The organism is Streptomyces sp. NBC_01166, from assembly GCF_045039765.1.
Lineage (GTDB): Bacteria > Actinomycetota > Actinomycetes > Streptomycetales > Streptomycetaceae > Streptomyces.
Genome location: NZ_CP108613.1, coordinates 5,250,606 through 5,267,841 on the forward strand (window position 1 = coordinate 5,250,606; position 17,236 = coordinate 5,267,841).

General features: G+C 71.4%; 17 protein-coding genes. 10 read left to right on the top strand and 7 right to left on the bottom strand.

Translation table 11 applies throughout. From position 1 onward, the window contains the following. Positions 1-230 precede the first annotated feature (230 nt). Together OG379_RS24320 and OG379_RS24325 are read left to right on the top strand one after the other, a co-directional pair. The gene (locus OG379_RS24320) at positions 231-1,670 is read left to right on the top strand and encodes an NAD(P)H-quinone dehydrogenase (protein WP_405665146.1); all 1,440 of its coding nucleotides are present in this window, start codon (positions 231-233) and stop codon (positions 1,668-1,670) included. Between the two features lie 123 nt (positions 1,671-1,793). Further along, on the top strand, positions 1,794-2,762 hold the full coding sequence (locus tag OG379_RS24325) for a DeoR/GlpR family DNA-binding transcription regulator (protein ID WP_405665147.1): 969 nt from the start codon (positions 1,794-1,796) through the stop codon (positions 2,760-2,762). A gap of 23 nt (positions 2,763-2,785) precedes the next feature. Here OG379_RS24325 and OG379_RS24330 read toward each other — a convergent pair whose 3' ends face one another. Together OG379_RS24330 and OG379_RS24335 are read right to left on the bottom strand one after the other, a co-directional pair. Then, complete coding sequence (locus OG379_RS24330; protein WP_405665148.1) at positions 2,786-3,400, bottom strand: TetR/AcrR family transcriptional regulator; 615 nt, start codon at positions 3,398-3,400, stop codon at positions 2,786-2,788. Positions 3,401-3,498: 98 nt separating this feature from the next. Then, positions 3,499-5,253 carry an acetyl/propionyl/methylcrotonyl-CoA carboxylase subunit alpha gene (locus OG379_RS24335; RefSeq protein ID WP_405665149.1) on the bottom strand — a complete coding sequence of 585 codons (1,755 nt, stop codon included), beginning with the start codon at positions 5,251-5,253 and terminating at the stop codon, positions 3,499-3,501. A 375-nt stretch (positions 5,254-5,628) separates the two neighbouring features. On the opposite strand from OG379_RS24335, the gene OG379_RS24340 reads away from it, so the two are divergent. Beyond that, positions 5,629-6,066, top strand: coding sequence for a hypothetical protein (locus OG379_RS24340; RefSeq protein ID WP_405665150.1), 438 nt, complete (start codon positions 5,629-5,631; stop codon positions 6,064-6,066). Between the two features lie 12 nt (positions 6,067-6,078). Here the strand turns inward: OG379_RS24340 and OG379_RS24345 are convergent, their stop codons facing one another. The 4 genes from OG379_RS24345 to OG379_RS24360 all read right to left on the bottom strand — a co-directional run bounded on the left by OG379_RS24345 (position 6,079) and on the right by OG379_RS24360 (position 8,723). Beyond that, positions 6,079-6,690 (bottom strand): nucleoside triphosphate pyrophosphatase, encoded by a 612-nt coding sequence (locus tag OG379_RS24345; protein WP_393764705.1) that lies wholly within the window; start codon positions 6,688-6,690, stop codon positions 6,079-6,081. A gap of 31 nt (positions 6,691-6,721) precedes the next feature. Then, complete coding sequence (gene mmpB, locus OG379_RS24350; RefSeq protein ID WP_099174806.1) at positions 6,722-6,850, bottom strand: morphogenic membrane protein MmpB; 129 nt, start codon at positions 6,848-6,850, stop codon at positions 6,722-6,724. Positions 6,851-6,920: 70 nt separating this feature from the next. Continuing rightward, complete coding sequence (locus OG379_RS24355) at positions 6,921-7,127, bottom strand: acyl-CoA carboxylase epsilon subunit (RefSeq protein WP_356712939.1); 207 nt, start codon at positions 7,125-7,127, stop codon at positions 6,921-6,923. Between the two features lie 15 nt (positions 7,128-7,142). Next, complete coding sequence (locus tag OG379_RS24360) at positions 7,143-8,723, bottom strand: acyl-CoA carboxylase subunit beta (RefSeq protein ID WP_405665151.1); 1,581 nt, start codon at positions 8,721-8,723, stop codon at positions 7,143-7,145. 168 nt (positions 8,724-8,891) lie between these two features. On the opposite strand from OG379_RS24360, the gene OG379_RS24365 reads away from it, so the two are divergent. The 5 genes from OG379_RS24365 to hutH all read left to right on the top strand — a co-directional run bounded on the left by OG379_RS24365 (position 8,892) and on the right by hutH (position 14,860). Then, a complete protein-coding gene (locus OG379_RS24365; RefSeq protein ID WP_405665152.1) occupies positions 8,892-9,761 on the top strand; it encodes a biotin--[acetyl-CoA-carboxylase] ligase in 870 nt (289 codons plus the stop codon). 151 nt (positions 9,762-9,912) lie between these two features. Further along, positions 9,913-11,103: an adenylate/guanylate cyclase domain-containing protein gene (locus tag OG379_RS24370; protein WP_393764712.1), complete on the top strand. Its 1,191-nt coding sequence runs from the start codon at positions 9,913-9,915 to the stop codon at positions 11,101-11,103. A gap of 57 nt (positions 11,104-11,160) precedes the next feature. Further along, a complete protein-coding gene (locus OG379_RS24375) occupies positions 11,161-11,973 on the top strand; it encodes an enoyl-CoA hydratase-related protein (protein ID WP_322983928.1) in 813 nt (270 codons plus the stop codon). Positions 11,974-12,067: 94 nt separating this feature from the next. After that, on the top strand, positions 12,068-13,243 hold the full coding sequence (locus OG379_RS24380; RefSeq protein WP_393764715.1) for a diguanylate cyclase domain-containing protein: 1,176 nt from the start codon (positions 12,068-12,070) through the stop codon (positions 13,241-13,243). Between the two features lie 66 nt (positions 13,244-13,309). Continuing rightward, a complete protein-coding gene (gene hutH, locus OG379_RS24385; protein ID WP_405665154.1) occupies positions 13,310-14,860 on the top strand; it encodes a histidine ammonia-lyase in 1,551 nt (516 codons plus the stop codon). Between the two features lie 55 nt (positions 14,861-14,915). On the opposite strand, the gene OG379_RS24390 is transcribed toward hutH, so the two are convergent. Continuing rightward, positions 14,916-15,236: a hypothetical protein gene (locus OG379_RS24390; protein ID WP_405665155.1), complete on the bottom strand. Its 321-nt coding sequence runs from the start codon at positions 15,234-15,236 to the stop codon at positions 14,916-14,918. Between the two features lie 108 nt (positions 15,237-15,344). On the opposite strand from OG379_RS24390, the gene OG379_RS24395 reads away from it, so the two are divergent. After that, on the top strand, positions 15,345-15,746 hold the full coding sequence (locus tag OG379_RS24395; RefSeq protein ID WP_393764721.1) for a hypothetical protein: 402 nt from the start codon (positions 15,345-15,347) through the stop codon (positions 15,744-15,746). A gap of 181 nt (positions 15,747-15,927) precedes the next feature. Continuing rightward, positions 15,928-17,196 carry an Ig-like domain-containing protein gene (locus tag OG379_RS24400; RefSeq protein WP_405665156.1) on the top strand — a complete coding sequence of 423 codons (1,269 nt, stop codon included), beginning with the start codon at positions 15,928-15,930 and terminating at the stop codon, positions 17,194-17,196. The last annotated feature ends 40 nt before the right edge of the window (positions 17,197-17,236 follow it).

The following is a 17,236-nucleotide window of genomic DNA, read 5'->3' on the forward strand; positions in this document are numbered from 1 at the left end:
GGCGGGAAGCATGCCGGTTCCGGCGAGGAAAGGGCCCGGTCGTGGGCGGTCCGCCGGAGCCGGAGGCCGTGGCCCGGCCAGGCCCGTTCCCGTATGGAGGGCCCCGGGGCGAAGCAGCTTGGCGCGTGCGGGACAATGAATTACGTACTGCATACGCCGGGGCGATCCCCCGGACCCCCGGCCGGGGCGGCAGACGGCCGTGGGATGACACCACGCGAGGCGGACTTTTCGTGACCCGGATCGTGATCATCGGCGGCGGCCCCGGCGGCTACGAGGCGGCACTGGTCGGCGCCCAGCTCGGCGCGGAGGTGACCGTCGTCGACTGCGACGGCCTCGGCGGCGCGTCGGTCCTCACCGACTGCGTGCCCTCCAAGACCCTGATCGCGACGGCCGAGGTGATGACCACCTTCGACTCCTCCTACGAGGAACTCGGCATCATCGTCGCCGACGACACCCCGCACATCGAGCAGGCCGCCCGGGTCGTCGGCGTGGACCTCGGCAAGGTCAACCGGCGTGTGAAGCGCCTCGCGCTCGCCCAGTCCCACGACATCACCGCCTCCGTCACCCGCGCGGGCGCCAGGGTCATGCGCGGCCGCGGCCGGCTGGAGGGCCTCCAGGCCGCCGACGGGTCCCGGCAGGTCGTGGTGACCGCCGCCGACGGCACCGAGGAGCGGCTCACCGCCGACGCGGTGCTGATCGCGACCGGCGGCCACCCCCGGGAGATCCCGGACGCCCAGCCCGACGGCGAGCGCATCCTGAACTGGACCCAGGTCTACGACCTCGACGAGCTCCCCGAGGAGCTCATCGTGGTCGGCTCGGGTGTCACCGGCGCCGAGTTCGCCGGCGCCTACCAGGCGCTCGGCTCGCGCGTCACGCTCGTCTCCTCCCGCGACCGGGTGCTCCCCGGCGAGGACCCGGACGCCGCCGCCGTCCTGGAGGACGTCTTCCGGCGCCGCGGCATGAACGTCATGGCCCGCTCCCGCGCCCAGTCCGCCAAGCGCGTCGGCGACCGGGTCGAGGTCACGCTGGCCGACGGCCGCGTCATCACCGGCACGCACTGCCTGATGGCGGTCGGCGCGATCCCCAACACCGCGGGCATGGGCCTGGAGGAGTCCGGGGTCCAGCTCAAGGAGTCCGGGCACATCAGGACCGACCGGGTCTCCCGCACCAGCGCGCCCGGGGTGTACGCCGCGGGCGACGTCACCGGGGTCTTCGCGCTGGCCTCGGTCGCCGCGATGCAGGGCCGGATCGCGATGTACCACTTCCTCGGGGACGCGGTGGCGCCGCTGAATCTGAAGACGGTCTCCGCGAACGTCTTCACCGACCCCGAGATCGCCACCGTGGGTTACAGCCAGTCGGACGTCGACTCCGGCAAGATCGACGCCCGTGTCGTGAAGCTGCCGCTCCTGCGCAACCCGCGCGCCAAGATGCAGGGCATCAGGGACGGTTTCGTCAAGATCTTCTGCCGGCCCGGCACCGGCATCGTGGTCGGCGGCTGCGTCGTCGCGCCGAGGGCCAGCGAGCTCATCCACCCGATCGCGCTCGCCGTGGACAACAACCTGACGGTGGAGCAGATCGCCAACGCGTTCACGGTGTACCCGTCGCTCTCCGGCTCGATCGCGGAAGTGGCCCGGCAGTTGCACACCCGTAAGACCGAGGGCGAGGCGTAGCCCGCACTGCTCGTACCGACGGCGGGGCCCCCTATACCACCAGGGGGCCCCGCCTATGTACAACTTCTCTTATTCGGCGCAAACTGCTGAAAAGCAACCTACGGCCAGGTTACTGTCAGTTTCGTGTTCGCTGCAGAACGTCGTCAATTGATCCTCGAAATGGTGCGCGCCAACGGAGCGGTATCGCTCCGTGAGCTCGCCCGCGTCGTCCAGACCTCCGAAGTGACCGTACGGCGGGACGTGCGGGCACTGGAGGCAGAAGGACTCCTCGACCGCCGGCACGGCGGTGCGGTCTTGCCGGGCGGTTTTACGCGGGAGTCCGGCTTTCCGCAGAAATCCCATCTCTCCACCGCGGAGAAAACGGCCATCGCCGACCTGGCGGCCGGGCTGGTCGGTGAGGGCGAGGCCATCGTGGTCGGCGCCGGAACGACCACGCAGGAGCTGGCCCGCCGGCTCGCCCGGGTGCCCGGCCTCACCGTGGTCACCAACTCGCTGCTGGTCGCCCAGGCGTTGGCCCATGCCAACCGGGTGGAAGTGGTGATGACGGGCGGCACCCTGCGCGGGAGCAACTACGCGCTCGTGGGCAGCGGTGCCGAGCAGTCCCTCCAGGGGCTGCGGGTGAGCCGTGCCTTCCTCTCCGGCAGCGGGCTGACCGCGGAGCGCGGGCTCTCCACGTCCAACATGCTCTCGGCGAGCGTGGACCGGGCACTGGTGCAGGCCGCAGCCGAGGTGGTGGTCCTCGCGGACCACACGAAGCTCGGCTCCGACACCATGTTCCAGACGGTTCCCACGGAGCTGATCACCCGTCTGGTGACGGACGAGCCACCGGTGCACGACGAGCGTGCGGCCACGGAGCTCCAGGCCCTCGCCGACCAGGGCGTGGAGATCACGGTGGCGGGGCCCGACGCGGAGTCCGGGGGCGGCGATCCCCTGCCACCGGGTCGGCAGCCACGGCAGGACATGCCGCTGCCGGGCCAGCGGCGTACGCAGGGCGGACATGGAGGTCCGGGAGGGCTCGGCCCGCAACTGCGGAGCGCCGCGGCGCTGGCGGAGGGGCCGGTGGGCCGGGTCGCGGACATGCGGCGCCGGTGAGGCAGTGAAGGGCGGAGGCCCGGTCAGCCGCCCTGCGGATCCGACGGGGCGGGGTCGGTCGGGTCGGCCTTCAGGCCGCGGAGCGTCAGTCGCAGCAGCCGGTCGGCCAGGGCGGGGTCGGACGGGGTCTGTTCCGCGGCCAGCGCGATCGCGTTCGTCAGCTGGAGAAGGTCGTCGATCGACACGTCCGCCCGCACCGAGCCGCTCGACTTGGCTCGCGTCAGCAGCCGGTCCCCGGCCTGACGCAGCGGCACATGGCAGGACGTCAGGGCCGAAGTCCTGTCGCCCGAGGCCGACATGAGTGCCTGTGCCAGCCCGTGGTACTCACCCGCGTGGGTGACGATCGCGCCCAGCCACTCCACCAGCGCGGCGCAGGGCCGGTCGGACCGTGCCAGTTCGCGGGAGCGGTCGAGCAGCGCGGTCAGGGCCTCCTGGAACACCGCGTTCATCAGGGCCTGGCGGTTCGGGAAGTGCCGGTAGAGCGTGCCGATGCCGACGCCCGCCCGCCGGGCGATGTCCTCCAGCGAGGCGTCCGTGCCGTGGGCGGCGAAGGACACCCGGGCCTCGCTCAGCAGCCGGTCGTAGTTGCGGCGCGCGTCGGCGCGCATCGGCCGTGCCGGTGTCGGTGCCGTGCCCATCGCCCTCACCCTGTCCTCCCTGGTGTCCGCTCCGCGTCACAAGGATGCCACTGGGGGCCCGGCGGTCGCCGGGCCCCCAGTGTCGGAAGAGCGGGTGCTCAGTCCTTGATCTCGCAGATCGCGGCGCCGGACGACACCGAGGTGCCGACCTCCGCCGCCAGACCCTTCACCGTGCCGGAGCGGTGCGCGTTGAGGGGCTGCTCCATCTTCATGGCTTCGAGGACGACGATGAGGTCGCCTTCCTTGACCTCCTGGCCCTCCTCGACGGCGATCTTGACGATCGTGCCCTGCATCGGGGACGCGAGGGTGTCGCCGGAGGCCGCGGAGCCGGACTTCTTCGCGGCGCGGCGCTTGGGCTTGGCCCCGGCGGCGAGGCCGGTACGGGCCAGGCTCATGCCGAGCGAGGACGGCAGGGAGACTTCCAGGCGCTTGCCGCCGACCTCGACGACGACGGTCTCGCGGCCGGACTCCTCGTCGGCCTCCGTGTCGGCGGGGACCGCGAAGGGCTTGATGTCGTTGACGAACTCCGTCTCGATCCACCGGGTGTGGATCGAGAAGGGGTCCGAGGTGAACGCCGGGTCGGCGACGACCGCACGGTGGAAGGGGATGGCGGTGGCCATGCCCTCCACCTGGAACTCGGCCAGCGCACGCGCGGCGCGCTGCAGTGCCTGCTCGCGGGACGCGCCGGTCACGATCAGCTTGGCCAGCAGCGAGTCCCACGCCGGGCCGATGACGCTGCCCGACTCGACACCCGCGTCCAGGCGGACACCGGGGCCGGTGGGCGGGGCGAAGAGGGTGACGGTGCCGGGGGCGGGCAGGAAGCCGCGGCCCGGGTCCTCACCGTTGATCCGGAACTCGAAGGAGTGCCCGCGCACCGCGGGGTCGCCGTAGCCGAGCTCCTCGCCGTCGGCGATGCGGAACATCTCGCGCACGAGGTCGAGGCCGGTGACCTCCTCGGTGACCGGGTGCTCGACCTGGAGGCGGGTGTTGACCTCCAGGAAGGAGATCGTGCCGTCCGCACCGACGAGGAACTCCACGGTGCCGGCGCCGACGTAGCCGGCTTCCTTCAGGATGGCCTTCGACGCCGCGTACAGCTGCTCGTTCTGGGCCTCGGACAGGAACGGGGCCGGGGCCTCCTCGACCAGCTTCTGGTGGCGGCGCTGCAGCGAGCAGTCACGGGTGGACACGACCACGACGTTGCCGTGGGTGTCGGCCAGGCACTGCGTCTCCACGTGCCGGGGCTTGTCGAGGTAGCGCTCCACGAAGCACTCCCCGCGGCCGAACGCCGCGACGGCCTCACGGACCGCCGAGTCGTACAGCTCGGGGATCTCCTCCAGGGTGCGGGCCACCTTCAGCCCGCGCCCGCCGCCGCCGAAGGCGGCCTTGATCGCGATCGGCAGGCCGTTCTTCTCCGCGAACTCCACGACCTCGGCCGAGCCGGACACCGGGTCGGGTGTGCCGGCCACGAGCGGGGCGCCGGCGCGCTGTGCGATGTGGCGGGCCGCGACCTTGTCGCCGAGGTCCCGGATCGCCTGCGGCGGCGGTCCGATCCACGTCAGACCCGCGTCCAGCACCGCCTGCGCGAACTCCGCGTTCTCCGACAGGAAGCCGTAACCGGGGTGGATCGCGTCCGCTCCCGAATCCTTCGCCGCCTGGAGCACCTTGGCCATGTCCAGATAGCTGGCGGCCGGAGTGTCACCGCCCAGGGCGAATGCCTCGTCGGCCGCGCGCACATGCAGAGCATCCCGGTCCGGATCGGCGTAGACGGCTACGCTCCCGATTCCGGCATCCCGGCAAGCCCGAGCAACACGGACAGCGATTTCGCCACGGTTGGCGATAAGCACCTTGCGCACGATGACTCCCTCCTTGAGAACAAGCTGAGTTTAGGGACTACCAACACGGCCGTACGACCCGTCCCCAATAGTGAACTTGCCCACACGGAGTGTGATTCGAGGCTTGCTCGAGTCGCGAAATCCCTTGTCGCACCACGGTACGCCGGGATCCTCAACCGCACAGTAGCCACGAAGTGTGGCCCAAGTCTCTGTTCGTACGGTTCACGCCGCGCGGCGTTTCTTTGTGGACTCCCTACGAACGGACGAGGGAATCTTTGCTGTCGGCCCGGGGAGGCGCCGCGGGCGCGCGAGGCGAGCGCGACCTCTTGTCCGTGGCGTTACCCGTTAGTAGGGTCCGCGCTACCGCACATACTGCAGGTAACAGGGGGTGGCGCCGTGGTCCGCAGACCAGTGGCCTTCGTGACCGCGATCGTTCTGTTCGTGGAAGCCGTGGGCATCGTGATCGTCAACGGCGTCCTCGCGACGGTCGCCGGCAACCAGAGCATGTCGCTGGCCGGGATGGATCCCGACGCCATGGTCACCGGCACATGGGTGATGGGCGGGGTCTCCGGGGTCCTGCTGGTGCTCTGCGGGCTGATACCGCTCCTGGCCGGGATACGCGACCGGGCTCCGGGCCGCGTCGGCAGGATCACCCTGATCGCCTGCGCGGTCGTCCACGGGGTGCTGGGCGCACTCGCCGTGGGGCTGATCGGCTGGGCGGCCTTCGTGTTCCTGATGGTCGTCCTGGGGCTGATCGTGCTGACGCTGGTGGCGTTCGACCGGCGTGATCCGGAAGCGGTGAAGCCCACCGGAGCCGCTCCGGAGCCGGTGTGACGCCGGCTGTGCTCAGACCCACAAGTCGGTGACGGAGACGCCCAGTTCGCCCAGCAGTCGGCGCAGCAGCGGCAGCGAGAGTCCGATGACGTTGCCGTGGCTGCCCTCGATCGCCTCGACGAACGGAGCCGAGCGGCCGTCCAGGGTGAACGCCCCGGCGACATGGAGAGGCTCACCGGAGGCGACGTAGGCCGCCACCTCGGCGTCCGTCGGCTCGCCGAACCTGACGACGGTGGACGCGGTCTCCGACACCGTGCGGCCGGTGGCCGTGTCGACGACGCAGTGCCCCGTCTGCAGGATGCCCGAACGCCCGCGCATGGACTTCCAGCGGGCGGTGGCCTCCTCGCTGTCGGCGGGCTTGCCGAGCGCCTCGCCGTCCAGCTCCAGCACCGAGTCGCAGCCGATGACGAGCGCGCCCGAGGCCTCCGGACGGGCCGCCACCGCGGCGGCCTTCGCCTCGGCCAGCACGAGCGCCAGCTCGCCCGGGGACGGAGCGGTCAGCGCGTCCTCGTCCACACCGCTGACGATCACCTCGGGGGCGAATCCCGCCTGTCGCAGGAGGCCGAGACGGGCGGGGGACGCGGAGGCGAGCACGAGGCGGCGCTGGTCAGTCATACCCGCCATCGTAGGCGGGGCCGCAGCGGCCCCCGTCGCCTCACCGGGTGCCCAGGACGAACATCGCCACGACCATGGCCAGCGCGAGCAGAAGCCCCGCACGGCGCATCATGTCCTGGGCGTCGCGCAGTTCCTTCGGCGGCTTGTTCTCGGGGTCGGACCACAGCATGGATCCGATGGTGCTCCGGAGACGGCTGCGGCGCCTGAGTACGCGTACTCAAGCGCCGCTCGGCCCGCTCTCAGGAGGGCCAGTACGTCCGCGCCCAGGACCGGGGCCCCGGCCGGAGCGCGCCCCGGCGCGCGATTCGCCCCGGGTCCGACCACTGCTCGGGCGGCAGCGGGGCGCCGGACGGCACGTCGGTCACCGCCGCCGCGCGCGCCCGCACCACGGCGAGGGCGGCGGCGAGCTCCTCCGGGGTCGGATTGCCCCGTACGACCTTGATCATGGTGGCTCCCGGTGGTTAGAGGGGGATGTTGCCGTGCTTCTTGGGCGGCAGGCTCTCGCGCTTCGTACGGAGCTGGCGCAGGCCCTTCACGAGGTGCGCCCGGGTGTCGGACGGCATGATCACCGCGTCGACGTAGCCGCGCTCGGCCGCGACGTACGGGTTGAGGAGCGCGTCCTCGTAGTCGGCCATCAGCTCGGCACGGGTGGCTTCCTGGTCCTCGGCTGCGGCGATGGTGCGCCGGTGCAGGATGTTCACCGCGCCCTGCGCGCCCATCACCGCGATCTGCGCGGTCGGCCAGGCCAGATTCAGGTCGGCGCCCAGGTGCTTGGACCCCATCACGTCGTACGCCCCGCCGAACGCCTTGCGCGTGATCACCGTGATCAGCGGGACGGTCGCCTCCGCGTACGCGTAGATCAGCTTGGCGCCGCGCCGGATGATCCCGCCGTACTCCTGGTCGACACCCGGCAGGAAGCCCGGGACGTCCACGAAGGTCAGGACCGGCACGTTGAACGCGTCGCACGTACGGACGAAGCGTGCGGCCTTCTCGCTCGCGTTGATGTCCAGGCAGCCGGCGAACTGCATCGGCTGGTTGGCGACGATGCCGACCGGGTAGCCCTCGACGCGCCCGAAACCGGTGAGGATGTTCGGCGCGAACAGGGCCTGCGTCTCCAGGAACTCGCCGTCGTCGAGCACGTGCTCGATGGCGGTGTGCATGTCGTACGGCTGGTTCGCCGAGTCCGGGATGAGGCTGTCGAGCTCGCGGTCCTCGTCCGTGGTCTCCAGGTCGGCCTCCTCCGGGAAGGCCGGGGCCTCGGAGAGGTTGTTCGACGGGAGGTAGGACAGCAGGGACTTGACGTACTCGATGGCGTCCTTCTCGTCGCCCGCCATGTGGTGGGCCACGCCGGACGTGGTGTTGTGCGTGCGGGCGCCGCCCAGCTCCTCGAAGCCGACGTCCTCACCGGTGACCGTCTTGATGACGTCCGGACCCGTGATGAACATGTGCGAGGTCTGGTCGACCATGACCGTGAAGTCGGTGATCGCGGGGGAGTAGACCGCGCCGCCCGCGCACGGCCCGACGATCAGGGAGATCTGCGGCACGACACCCGAGGCGTGGACGTTGCGGCGGAAGATCTCGGCGAAGAGTCCGAGGGCGGCCACGCCCTCCTGGATGCGGGCGCCGCCGCCGTCGTTGATGCCGATCACCGGGCAGCCGGTCTTCATCGCGAAGTCCATGACCTTGACGATCTTCTCGCCGTAGACCTCGCCGAGCGATCCGCCGAAAATCGTGAAGTCCTGCGAGTACACGCAGACGGGGCGGCCGTCGACCGTGCCGTAGCCGGTGACGACGCCGTCCCCGTAGGGGCGGTTCTTCTCGATGCCGAAATTGGTGGACCGGTGCCGTGCGAACTCGTCGAGCTCCACGAAGGAACCTTCGTCGAGCAGGAGATCGACGCGCTCCCGGGCGGTCAACTTGCCCTTCGCGTGCTGCTTTTCGACCGCACGGGCGGAACCTGCGTGTGTGGCCTCTTCGATACGGCGCTGCAGGTCCGCGATCTTGCCCGCGGTGGTGTGGATGTCGCTCTGCGGCTCGGACATCGGGTGGCGGCTCCCTGCCTTGTCACGGGGACGGCTGGTACATCCAGTAAATGTGCTGGACCGTGCGTGCTCGACGGCTACCTGCTCGTCGGCTGGCTACTGACCCGTAGCGTATCGGCGCGGATACGGTTCAGCAGTGCGTCGTTGGCCACACCTAATGTGGGTTGCATGACTCCTCCCGATGCGCCGCACAACCGCTGGTCGGACCTCGACAGGCCGCCCCTGAACGCCGCGGCGCTCCGCCGGGGGCTGCTGAAGCCCGACGGCCTGTGGAGCTCGCTCGACATCGTCGAGGCGACCGGCTCCACCAACACCGACCTGGCGGCACGGGCCGCCGGGGGCGGTCTGGCCGAAGGCGCGGTGCTGGTCGCGGAGGAGCAGACCGCCGGCCGCGGGCGTCTCGACCGGAGCTGGACGGCCCCGCCCCGCTCGGGCCTCTTCCTCTCCGTCTACCTGACCCCCGGCGGCGTACCCGCCGAGCGGTGGGGATGGCTGCCGTTGCTGACCGGCGTCGCGGCCGCCACGGGCCTCGCGCAGTCGGCGGGCGTGGACATGGCGCTGAAATGGCCCAACGACCTCCTGGTGACGATCGGGGACACGGAGCGCAAGACCGGCGGCATCCTCGCCGAGCGCGCCGGGGACGGTGTCGTCATCGGTATCGGCCTCAACGTGTCGCTGCGCGCCGCCGAGCTGCCGGCCCCGCACGCCGGTTCGCTGGCGCTCGCCGGAGCCGTCTCCACCGACCGCGAGACCCTGCTCCGGGCCGTCCTGCGTTCACTGGAACAGTGGTACGGCCGCTGGCGCGACGCGAACGGCGACGCCGCCGAGAGCGGGCTGCAGGCGGCCTACGCGGCGGGCTGCGCCACGCTCGACCGGACCGTGCGGGCCGAGCTGCCCGGCGACCGGTCCCTCGTCGGCGAGGCCGTCGCGATCGACGGCGACGGACGGCTCGTGCTGGCCACGGGTGACGGTCTCCAGGAACCCGTGTCGGCCGGCGACATCGTCCACCTGCGCGGGGAGGAGGGCGGTCTCACCTGATCCCGCGCCCGCACATACGGGTGATGTCACGTATGACGGAGCCGGGTCCGCGCCACCGCGGACGTGAGCCAGGGCACACCTGCCGTATCGTTGAGGCGATCCAGCGACAGATCGGCAGGGCAGTGCGCAGGGAACGGGCAGGAGGCGGCCGGTGACCGTCGACGACACGAACTCCGACGACGGCGCGGAGCCCTCGTCGGGACCGTCCGTCCACTCGACACCGCATCACGAGGTCGACCACACGGCAGAACCGACGGACGACCCGCTCGCCATCCGGCTGGAGGCCCTGATCCTGGGGGCCGACCGCCGCTACACGCCGTTCCAGGCGGCCAGGACGGCCGGGGTCTCCATGGACCTGGCGTCCCGGTTCTGGCGGGCGATGGGCTTCGCCGACATCGGGCAGGCCAAGGCGCTGACCGAGGCCGACGTCCTGGCGCTGCGCCGCCTCGCCGGTCTCGTGGAGGCCGGGCTGCTCAGTGAGCCGATGGCGATCCAGGTCGCCCGGTCGACCGGGCAGACCACCGCCCGGCTCGCCGAGTGGCAGATCGACTCGTTCCTGGCGGGGCTGACCGAGCCCCCCGAGCCCGGAATGACCCGCACCGAGGTCACGTATCCGCTGATCGAGCTGCTCCTGCCCGAGCTGCAGGAGTTCCTGGTCTACGTGTGGCGGCGCCAGCTCGCCGCCGCCACGGGACGGGTCGTGCAGACCGGGGACGACGAGGAGATGGTCGACCGGCGGCTCGCCGTGGGCTTCGCCGACCTCGTCGGCTTCACCCGGCTGACCCGGCGGCTGGAGGAGGAGGAGCTCGGCGAGCTGGTCGAGGCCTTCGAGACCACCTCGGCCGACCTGGTCGCCGCTCACGGCGGACGGCTCATCAAGACCCTGGGCGACGAGGTCCTCTTCGCTGCGGACGACGCGGGCACGGCCGGCGAGATAGCGCTCCGGCTGGTCGAGGCGATGGCCCAGGACCCCACGATGCCCTCGCTGCGGGTCGGCATCGCGTTCGGCACGGTCACCACGCGCATGGGCGACGTGTTCGGTACGACGGTCAACCTGGCCAGCCGGCTCACGTCGATAGCGCCGAAGGACGCGGTGCTGGTCGACGGCGCCTTCGCCGCGGAGCTGATCAGGAACGGCGACGCCCCCGCCTCCGAGGCCGAGGAGGCCGCCGCGGCGGCCGAGCGGGCCCGGCTGGCGGAGAAGGAGGGCCGCCGCCCCGACGAGGAGCCGCCGGCGCCCGCGTACCGCTTCGGGCTGCAGCCGATGTGGCAGCGGCCGGTCCGCGGGCTGGGCGTGGTGGAGCCGTGGCTGCTGGCCCGGCGGGGCAAGGCGTCGACCTGACGCGGAGGGGCCCCGCCTAGGATCCCGGTAACGCTCGTTAACCGGAGGGGTGCAGTCATGGGTGTCACGTCGGAGCAGAGGTTCGGGGAGTTCGTCGTCGTACGGCGGCACGAGGGCCAGGACCACGTCGCGGAGCTGGTGCTCGACCGGCCCAAGGCCATGAACGCCGTGAGCACCGCGATGGCCCGGTCCATCGCCGAGGCCTGTGCCGCGCTCGGCGCCGATCAGGGGGTGCGGGCGACCGTGCTCACGTCCAGCCACGACCGGGCCTTCTGCGTGGGCGCGGACCTCAAGGAGCGGAACTCCTTCACCGATGCCGAGCTCGTGCGGCAGCGGCCCACGGCGAGGGCCGCCTACACCGGTGTGCTGGAGCTCCCGATGCCGGTCGTCGCCGCCGTGCACGGCTTCGCCCTCGGTGGCGGCTTCGAGCTGGCGCTGGCCTGCGACGTGATCGTGGCCGACCGCACGGCCGTGGTCGGCCTGCCCGAGGTGTCCGTCGGCGTCATCCCCGGCGGCGGCGGCACGCAGCTGCTGCCCAGGCGGGTCGGCGCGGCGCGCGCCGCCGAGCTGGTCTTCTCCGCCCGGCGGGTGGAGGCCGCCGAGGCGCGCGAGCTGGGCCTGGTCGACGAGCTGGTCGAGGCCGGCCGGGACCGGGAGGAGGCGCTGGCGCTCGGCGGCCGGATCGCGGCGAACTCCCCGGTGGGGCTCCGGGCGGCCAAGCGGGCCCTGCGGCTGGGGCAGGGGCTGGACCTGCGGGCCGGCCTCGAGGTGGAGGACGCTGCCTGGCGGTCCGTGGCCTTCTCCGGCGACCGGGCCGAAGGTGTCGCCGCGTTCAACGAGAAGCGGAAGCCCAGCTGGCCCGGCGAATGATCCGCGCGTGGTCCGGGGTGTTCCGGGCAGCGATCTGAAGATCATCAGCGCCGCCAACTGATCAAATCATCACAAACCTCCCTAAGCTGGGGCGATGGGCGATGATGCGCGGCTGCGCGCCGTGGTTGCGCTGGCACAGACGATGGCGGCGGCCTACACCCCGCGCGAGTCCTGGCGCGCCGCGGCGGTGGGGGCGTGCGAGGCGCTGGCCGGCAGCTTCGCCGCCCTCTCCGTATGGGAGCGGGAGCAGGGCAGGCTGCGCGTGCTGGTCAACGCCGGGGAGCGCGCCGAGGGGGAAGAGGAGTTCCCCGAGGCCGAGGCCTACCCCGTGCACCAGTTCCCGGAGATCACCGAGTTCCTGCATGAGCGCTGGGCGGGCGGCGGCGAGCCCGACGCCTGGGTGGAGACCGCAGACGGCGGCCCCGCCGCCGGGGCGCCGGCCAGGGGCGCCCGCCCTTACTGCCACCAGCGGGTCGCCGCGCTGCGCCGGCGCGGACGGGGCTGCTGTGTGGTGGCGCCGATCGTGCTGCACGGGCGGGCCTGGGGGGAGCTGTACGTGGCCCGTCCGGCGGGGGCTCCGGTCTTCGACCGGGACGACGCGGACTTCGCGACCGTCCTGGCCGCCGTCGTCGCAGCGGGCATCGCGCAGACCGAGCGCCTGGAGGAGGTCCGCCAGCTGGCCTTCACGGACCCGCTGACCGGCCTCGCCAACCGCAGGGCCGTCGATCTCCGCCTGGACGAGGCGGTGGACCTGCACCGCACCGAGGGGGCCGTGGTCAGCCTGGTCGTGTGCGATCTGAACGGCCTCAAGGCGGTCAACGACACGCATGGTCACGCGGTCGGCGACCGTCTGCTGGAACGTTTCGGCTCAGTGCTCTCACTCTGTGGCGCGATGCTCCCCGGCGCCCTCGCCGCACGTCTGGGCGGGGACGAGTTCTGCCTGCTGGTCGTGGGCCCTCCGGCGGACGACGTGGTCCGGGTCTCCGAGGAGCTCTGTGCGCGGGCCGTCTCCCTGGAGCTCGGGGACGGGGTCGCCTGCGGGGTCGCGTCCACCGGTGACGACATCGGTCCGGTCCCGTTCGCGCGCCGGCTCTTCCGGCTGGCGGACGCCGCCCAGTACCAGGCGAAGGCCGCGCACTCCCGGCGGCCGGTGGTCGCCGGGCGTGACGGTGACGTGATCCGGCTGGCCGACTCCCCGCCCAGGTCCCCCCACGACCGCCGCAGGCTCCGCGGCAATCCGCCCGGTGGCGACGCCGGTGGCCGTGGATGAGGGCGTAAGGGGTCAACCGCGCGACCACTGGTGACATGGCGAGTTTCAGTCCGTACGCTTCTGAATATGGATATGCATACAGTCGTGGTGGGGACGTCCGGAACGACCGCGGAGGACGTCGTCGCCGTGGCCCGTCAGGGTGCCCGGGTCGAGCTCTCCGCAGCCGCCGTCGAGGCGCTCTCCGCAGCACGGGAGATCGTCGACGCCCTCGCCGCCAAGCCCGAGCCGGTCTACGGCGTCTCCACCGGCTTCGGGGCCCTGGCCAGCCGGCACATCAGCCCCGGTCTGCGGGCGCAGCTGCAGCGCAACATCGTCCGCTCGCACGCGGCGGGCATGGGCCCCCACGTCGAGCGCGAGGTCGTCCGCGCCTTGATGTTCCTGCGGCTGAAGACGCTCGCCTCCGGTCACACCGGCGTACGCCCCGAGGTCGCGCAGACCATGGCAGACGTGCTCAACGCGGGCATCACGCCAGTCGTCCACGAATACGGCTCGCTCGGCTGCTCCGGCGACCTCGCCCCGCTCTCGCACTGCGCCCTGACCCTGATGGGGGAGGGCGACGCGGAGGGCCCCGACGGCACCGTGCGGCCGGCCGGCGAACTCCTCGCCGCGCACGGCATCACCCCCGTCGAGCTGCGCGAGAAGGAGGGCCTCGCCCTCCTCAACGGCACCGACGGCATGCTCGGCATGCTCGTGATGGCCCTGGCGGACCTGAAGAACCTCTACACCAGCGCGGACATCACCGCCGCGCTCTCCTTGGAGGCGCTCCTCGGCACCGACCGGGTCCTCGCCCCGGAGCTGCACGCCATCCGCCCGCACCCCGGCCAGGGCGTCTCCGCCGACAACATGCTGCGGGTGCTCGAAGGGTCGGGCCTCACGGGCCACCATCAGGACGACGCCCCCCGGGTACAGGACGCCTACTCCGTGCGCTGCGCGCCCCAGGTCAACGGGGCCGGGCGCGACACACTCACGCACGGGGCGCTCGTCGCGGACCGTGAGCTGGCCTCGGCGGTCGACAACCCGGTCGTGCTTCCGGACGGGCGGGTGGAGTCGAACGGGAACTTCCACGGCGCCCCCGTCGCGTACGTCCTCGACTTCCTGGCCATCGTCGCCGCCGACCTCGGATCGATCACCGAGCGCCGCACGGACCGGCTGCTGGACAAGAACCGCTCGCACGGCCTTCCGCCGTTCCTCGCCGGCGACGCAGGGGTGGACTCGGGGCTGATGATCGCCCAGTACACGCAGGCCGCCCTGGTCAGCGAGCTGAAGCGGCTCGCCGTACCGGCGTCCGTCGACTCGATCCCGTCCTCCGCGATGCAGGAGGACCACGTCTCCATGGGCTGGTCGGCCGCGCGGAAGCTCCGTACCGCCGTCACCGGTCTCGCGAGGATCGTGGCCGTCGAGCTGTACGCCGCCACGCGCGCCGTCGAGCTGCGCGCCGCCGAGGGGCTGACCCCCGGGCCCGCCTCTCAGGCCGTCATCGCGGCACTGCGCGCCGCCGGGGTCCAGGGCCCGGGCCCCGACCGCTTCCTCGCCCCTGACCTGGCCGCCGCCGACGCCTTCGTGCGGGAGGGGAAGCTGGTCACGGCCGTGGAGGCGGTGACCGGGCCGCTGGCCTGAGGGCGTACGCGTGAGGGCTGCCGCACCCCGCGGGGCGCGGCAGCCCTCACGTACCTCAGAGGCCGGTGCGCAGTGTGCCGCCCCGGCGCACCGAGTACACGACGAACCCCGCGCCGACGCACAGGGAGGCCGTCCCGCCGATCAGGTAGGGAGTCGTGTCGACGCCCGCCCCGGTGTCGGCGAGCGTGTCCCCGGAGGTGAACTCCGCCGTGGCGGAGGCCTGTCGGGTCTCGGTGGAGGTACCGGCGGACGAGCCGGCCGTACCGCTCCGCGTGTCTGTCCCGCCGCTCGCGTTGGCGGAGGGGACGAACCAGAGAGCACAGAGCAGGGTGCCTGCCGCTGTGGTGGTCAGCAGCGTGCGACGAGCGATGGACACAGAATCGATCCCCTTGCGACAACCATCAGTTAGCCCCGTGGGCCGATGCTAAGCAAAGCAGCGGGTCGGTGGAAAGCCACAGGTCCCGGGAGCCTTACGCTCCGGCGTATGAGCACTTCGGAGACACCCTCATTTGTTCGGCTTCGCGTGGAGATGGTGCTGGAGGTCAGCGACGCGGACGCCCTGACCGGCACCGCCCTGGAGAGCATCGCCGCGGATTTCACCGCGTCCGGGGCGTCCGCCGACGAGTCCGCCGAGGAACGTACGCATGCTGAGGAGACGGTCAGGGAAGACGCAGCGGAGGCCCTCGCCTCGCTGATCGACCCGTTCGATCTGATCAGCCAGGTGCCCGGGGTCGAGCTCGCCCAGGCCTCCTGGAGCAGCGAGACGATCGACTACGACCCCGACGCCGAGGACTGGGCCGCCGGAGAGGACGGGGACGAGGCGTACTACGGGATCGAGGACAATGACACGGACGACGAAGAAGGCGGCGGGAATACGGAACGCTGACGTCGGCGAGGCACTCCTCACAGGTGGCGGGAACCGCCGTGGCCCTGGGAGCGTCGATGAGTGTTGTTCCCCACATCCACGGCGGATGTGGAACGGAAGACCCGGTCACGGTGTTCTTGGAACATTGACGGGGAGTCGCCGTCGGGCGACCCTGTCCGGGGATCTTGGGGAATCGGCAACGATGGAGAAGCGTGTGATGACGGACAGCAAGCGGCGCAGGGGCCTCATGGCCGCGTCCGCACTGCTCGGTGGCGTGCTGGTGCTTTCTGCCTGCAGCGACGACGGCGGTACGAACTCGGGCGCGAGCTCCGACAGCTCGAAGTCGTCACAGGCGCAGGTGGACGAGGCGGCGGCGAAGGACGCTTCCGAGGCGCAGATAACGATCGCGCCGAAGAACGGTGCGACGAACGCGAGCATCAACAACGCCGCGATGGTCACCGTCGCCAAGGGCAAGCTGACCGAGGTCACCATGACCACGGCCGAGGGCGAAGCCGTCGAGGGCACCCTGGCGGCCGACGGCTCCAGCTGGAAGCCCGCCGGCCAGCTCGAGCGCTCGACGACGTACAAGATCAGCGCGACGGCGGCCGACTCCGACGGCCGTGAGGCGCACGGCAACAGCTCCTTCACCACGGTCTCCCCCGAGAACAGCTTCATCGGGAACTTCACCCCCGAGGACGGTTCCACCGTCGGTGTGGGCATGCCGGTCTCGATCAACTTCAACAAGGCGATCACCAACAAGAAGGCCGTCCAGGACGGCATCAAGGTGACGTCGAGCAGCGGCCAGGAAGTCGTCGGCCACTGGTTCAACAACCAGCGCCTCGACCTGCGCCCCGAGGACTACTGGCAGGGCGGCTCCACCGTCACGCTGAAGCTGGCGCTGGACGGCGTCGAGGGCGCCGACGGTGTCGTGGGCGTGCAGCAGAAGACGGTCACCTTCAAGGTCGGCCGCAACCAGGTCTCCACCGTGGACGCCAAGGCGCACACCATGACGGTCACCCGGGACGGCAAGACGGTGAAGACCATCCCGATCTCCGCCGGTTCCTCCGACAACCCGACGTACAACGGCCAGATGGTGATCTCCGAGAAGTTCAAGGAGACCCGCATGGACGGTTCGACGGTCGGCTTCACGGACGACGACGGCAAGGGCGAGTACGACATCAAGGACGTGCCGCACGCCATGCGGCTGTCCACGTCGGGCACCTTCATCCACGGCAACTACTGGGGCGCCAAGTCGATCTTCGGCAGCGCGAACACCAGCCACGGCTGCGTCGGCCTGTCCGACACCCAGGGCGCGGACGACCCCAACACCCCGGCCGCCTGGCTGTACGACAACTCCATGATCGGCGACGTGGTCATCGTCAAGAACTCCCCGGACAAGACCATCGCTCCCGACAACGGCCTCAACGGCTGGAACATGAGCTGGTCGGAGTGGACGGCGAACGCCGCCTGACCTCCTGACCGCGCCTCTTCCCCTCCGAAGGCGGCGGCAC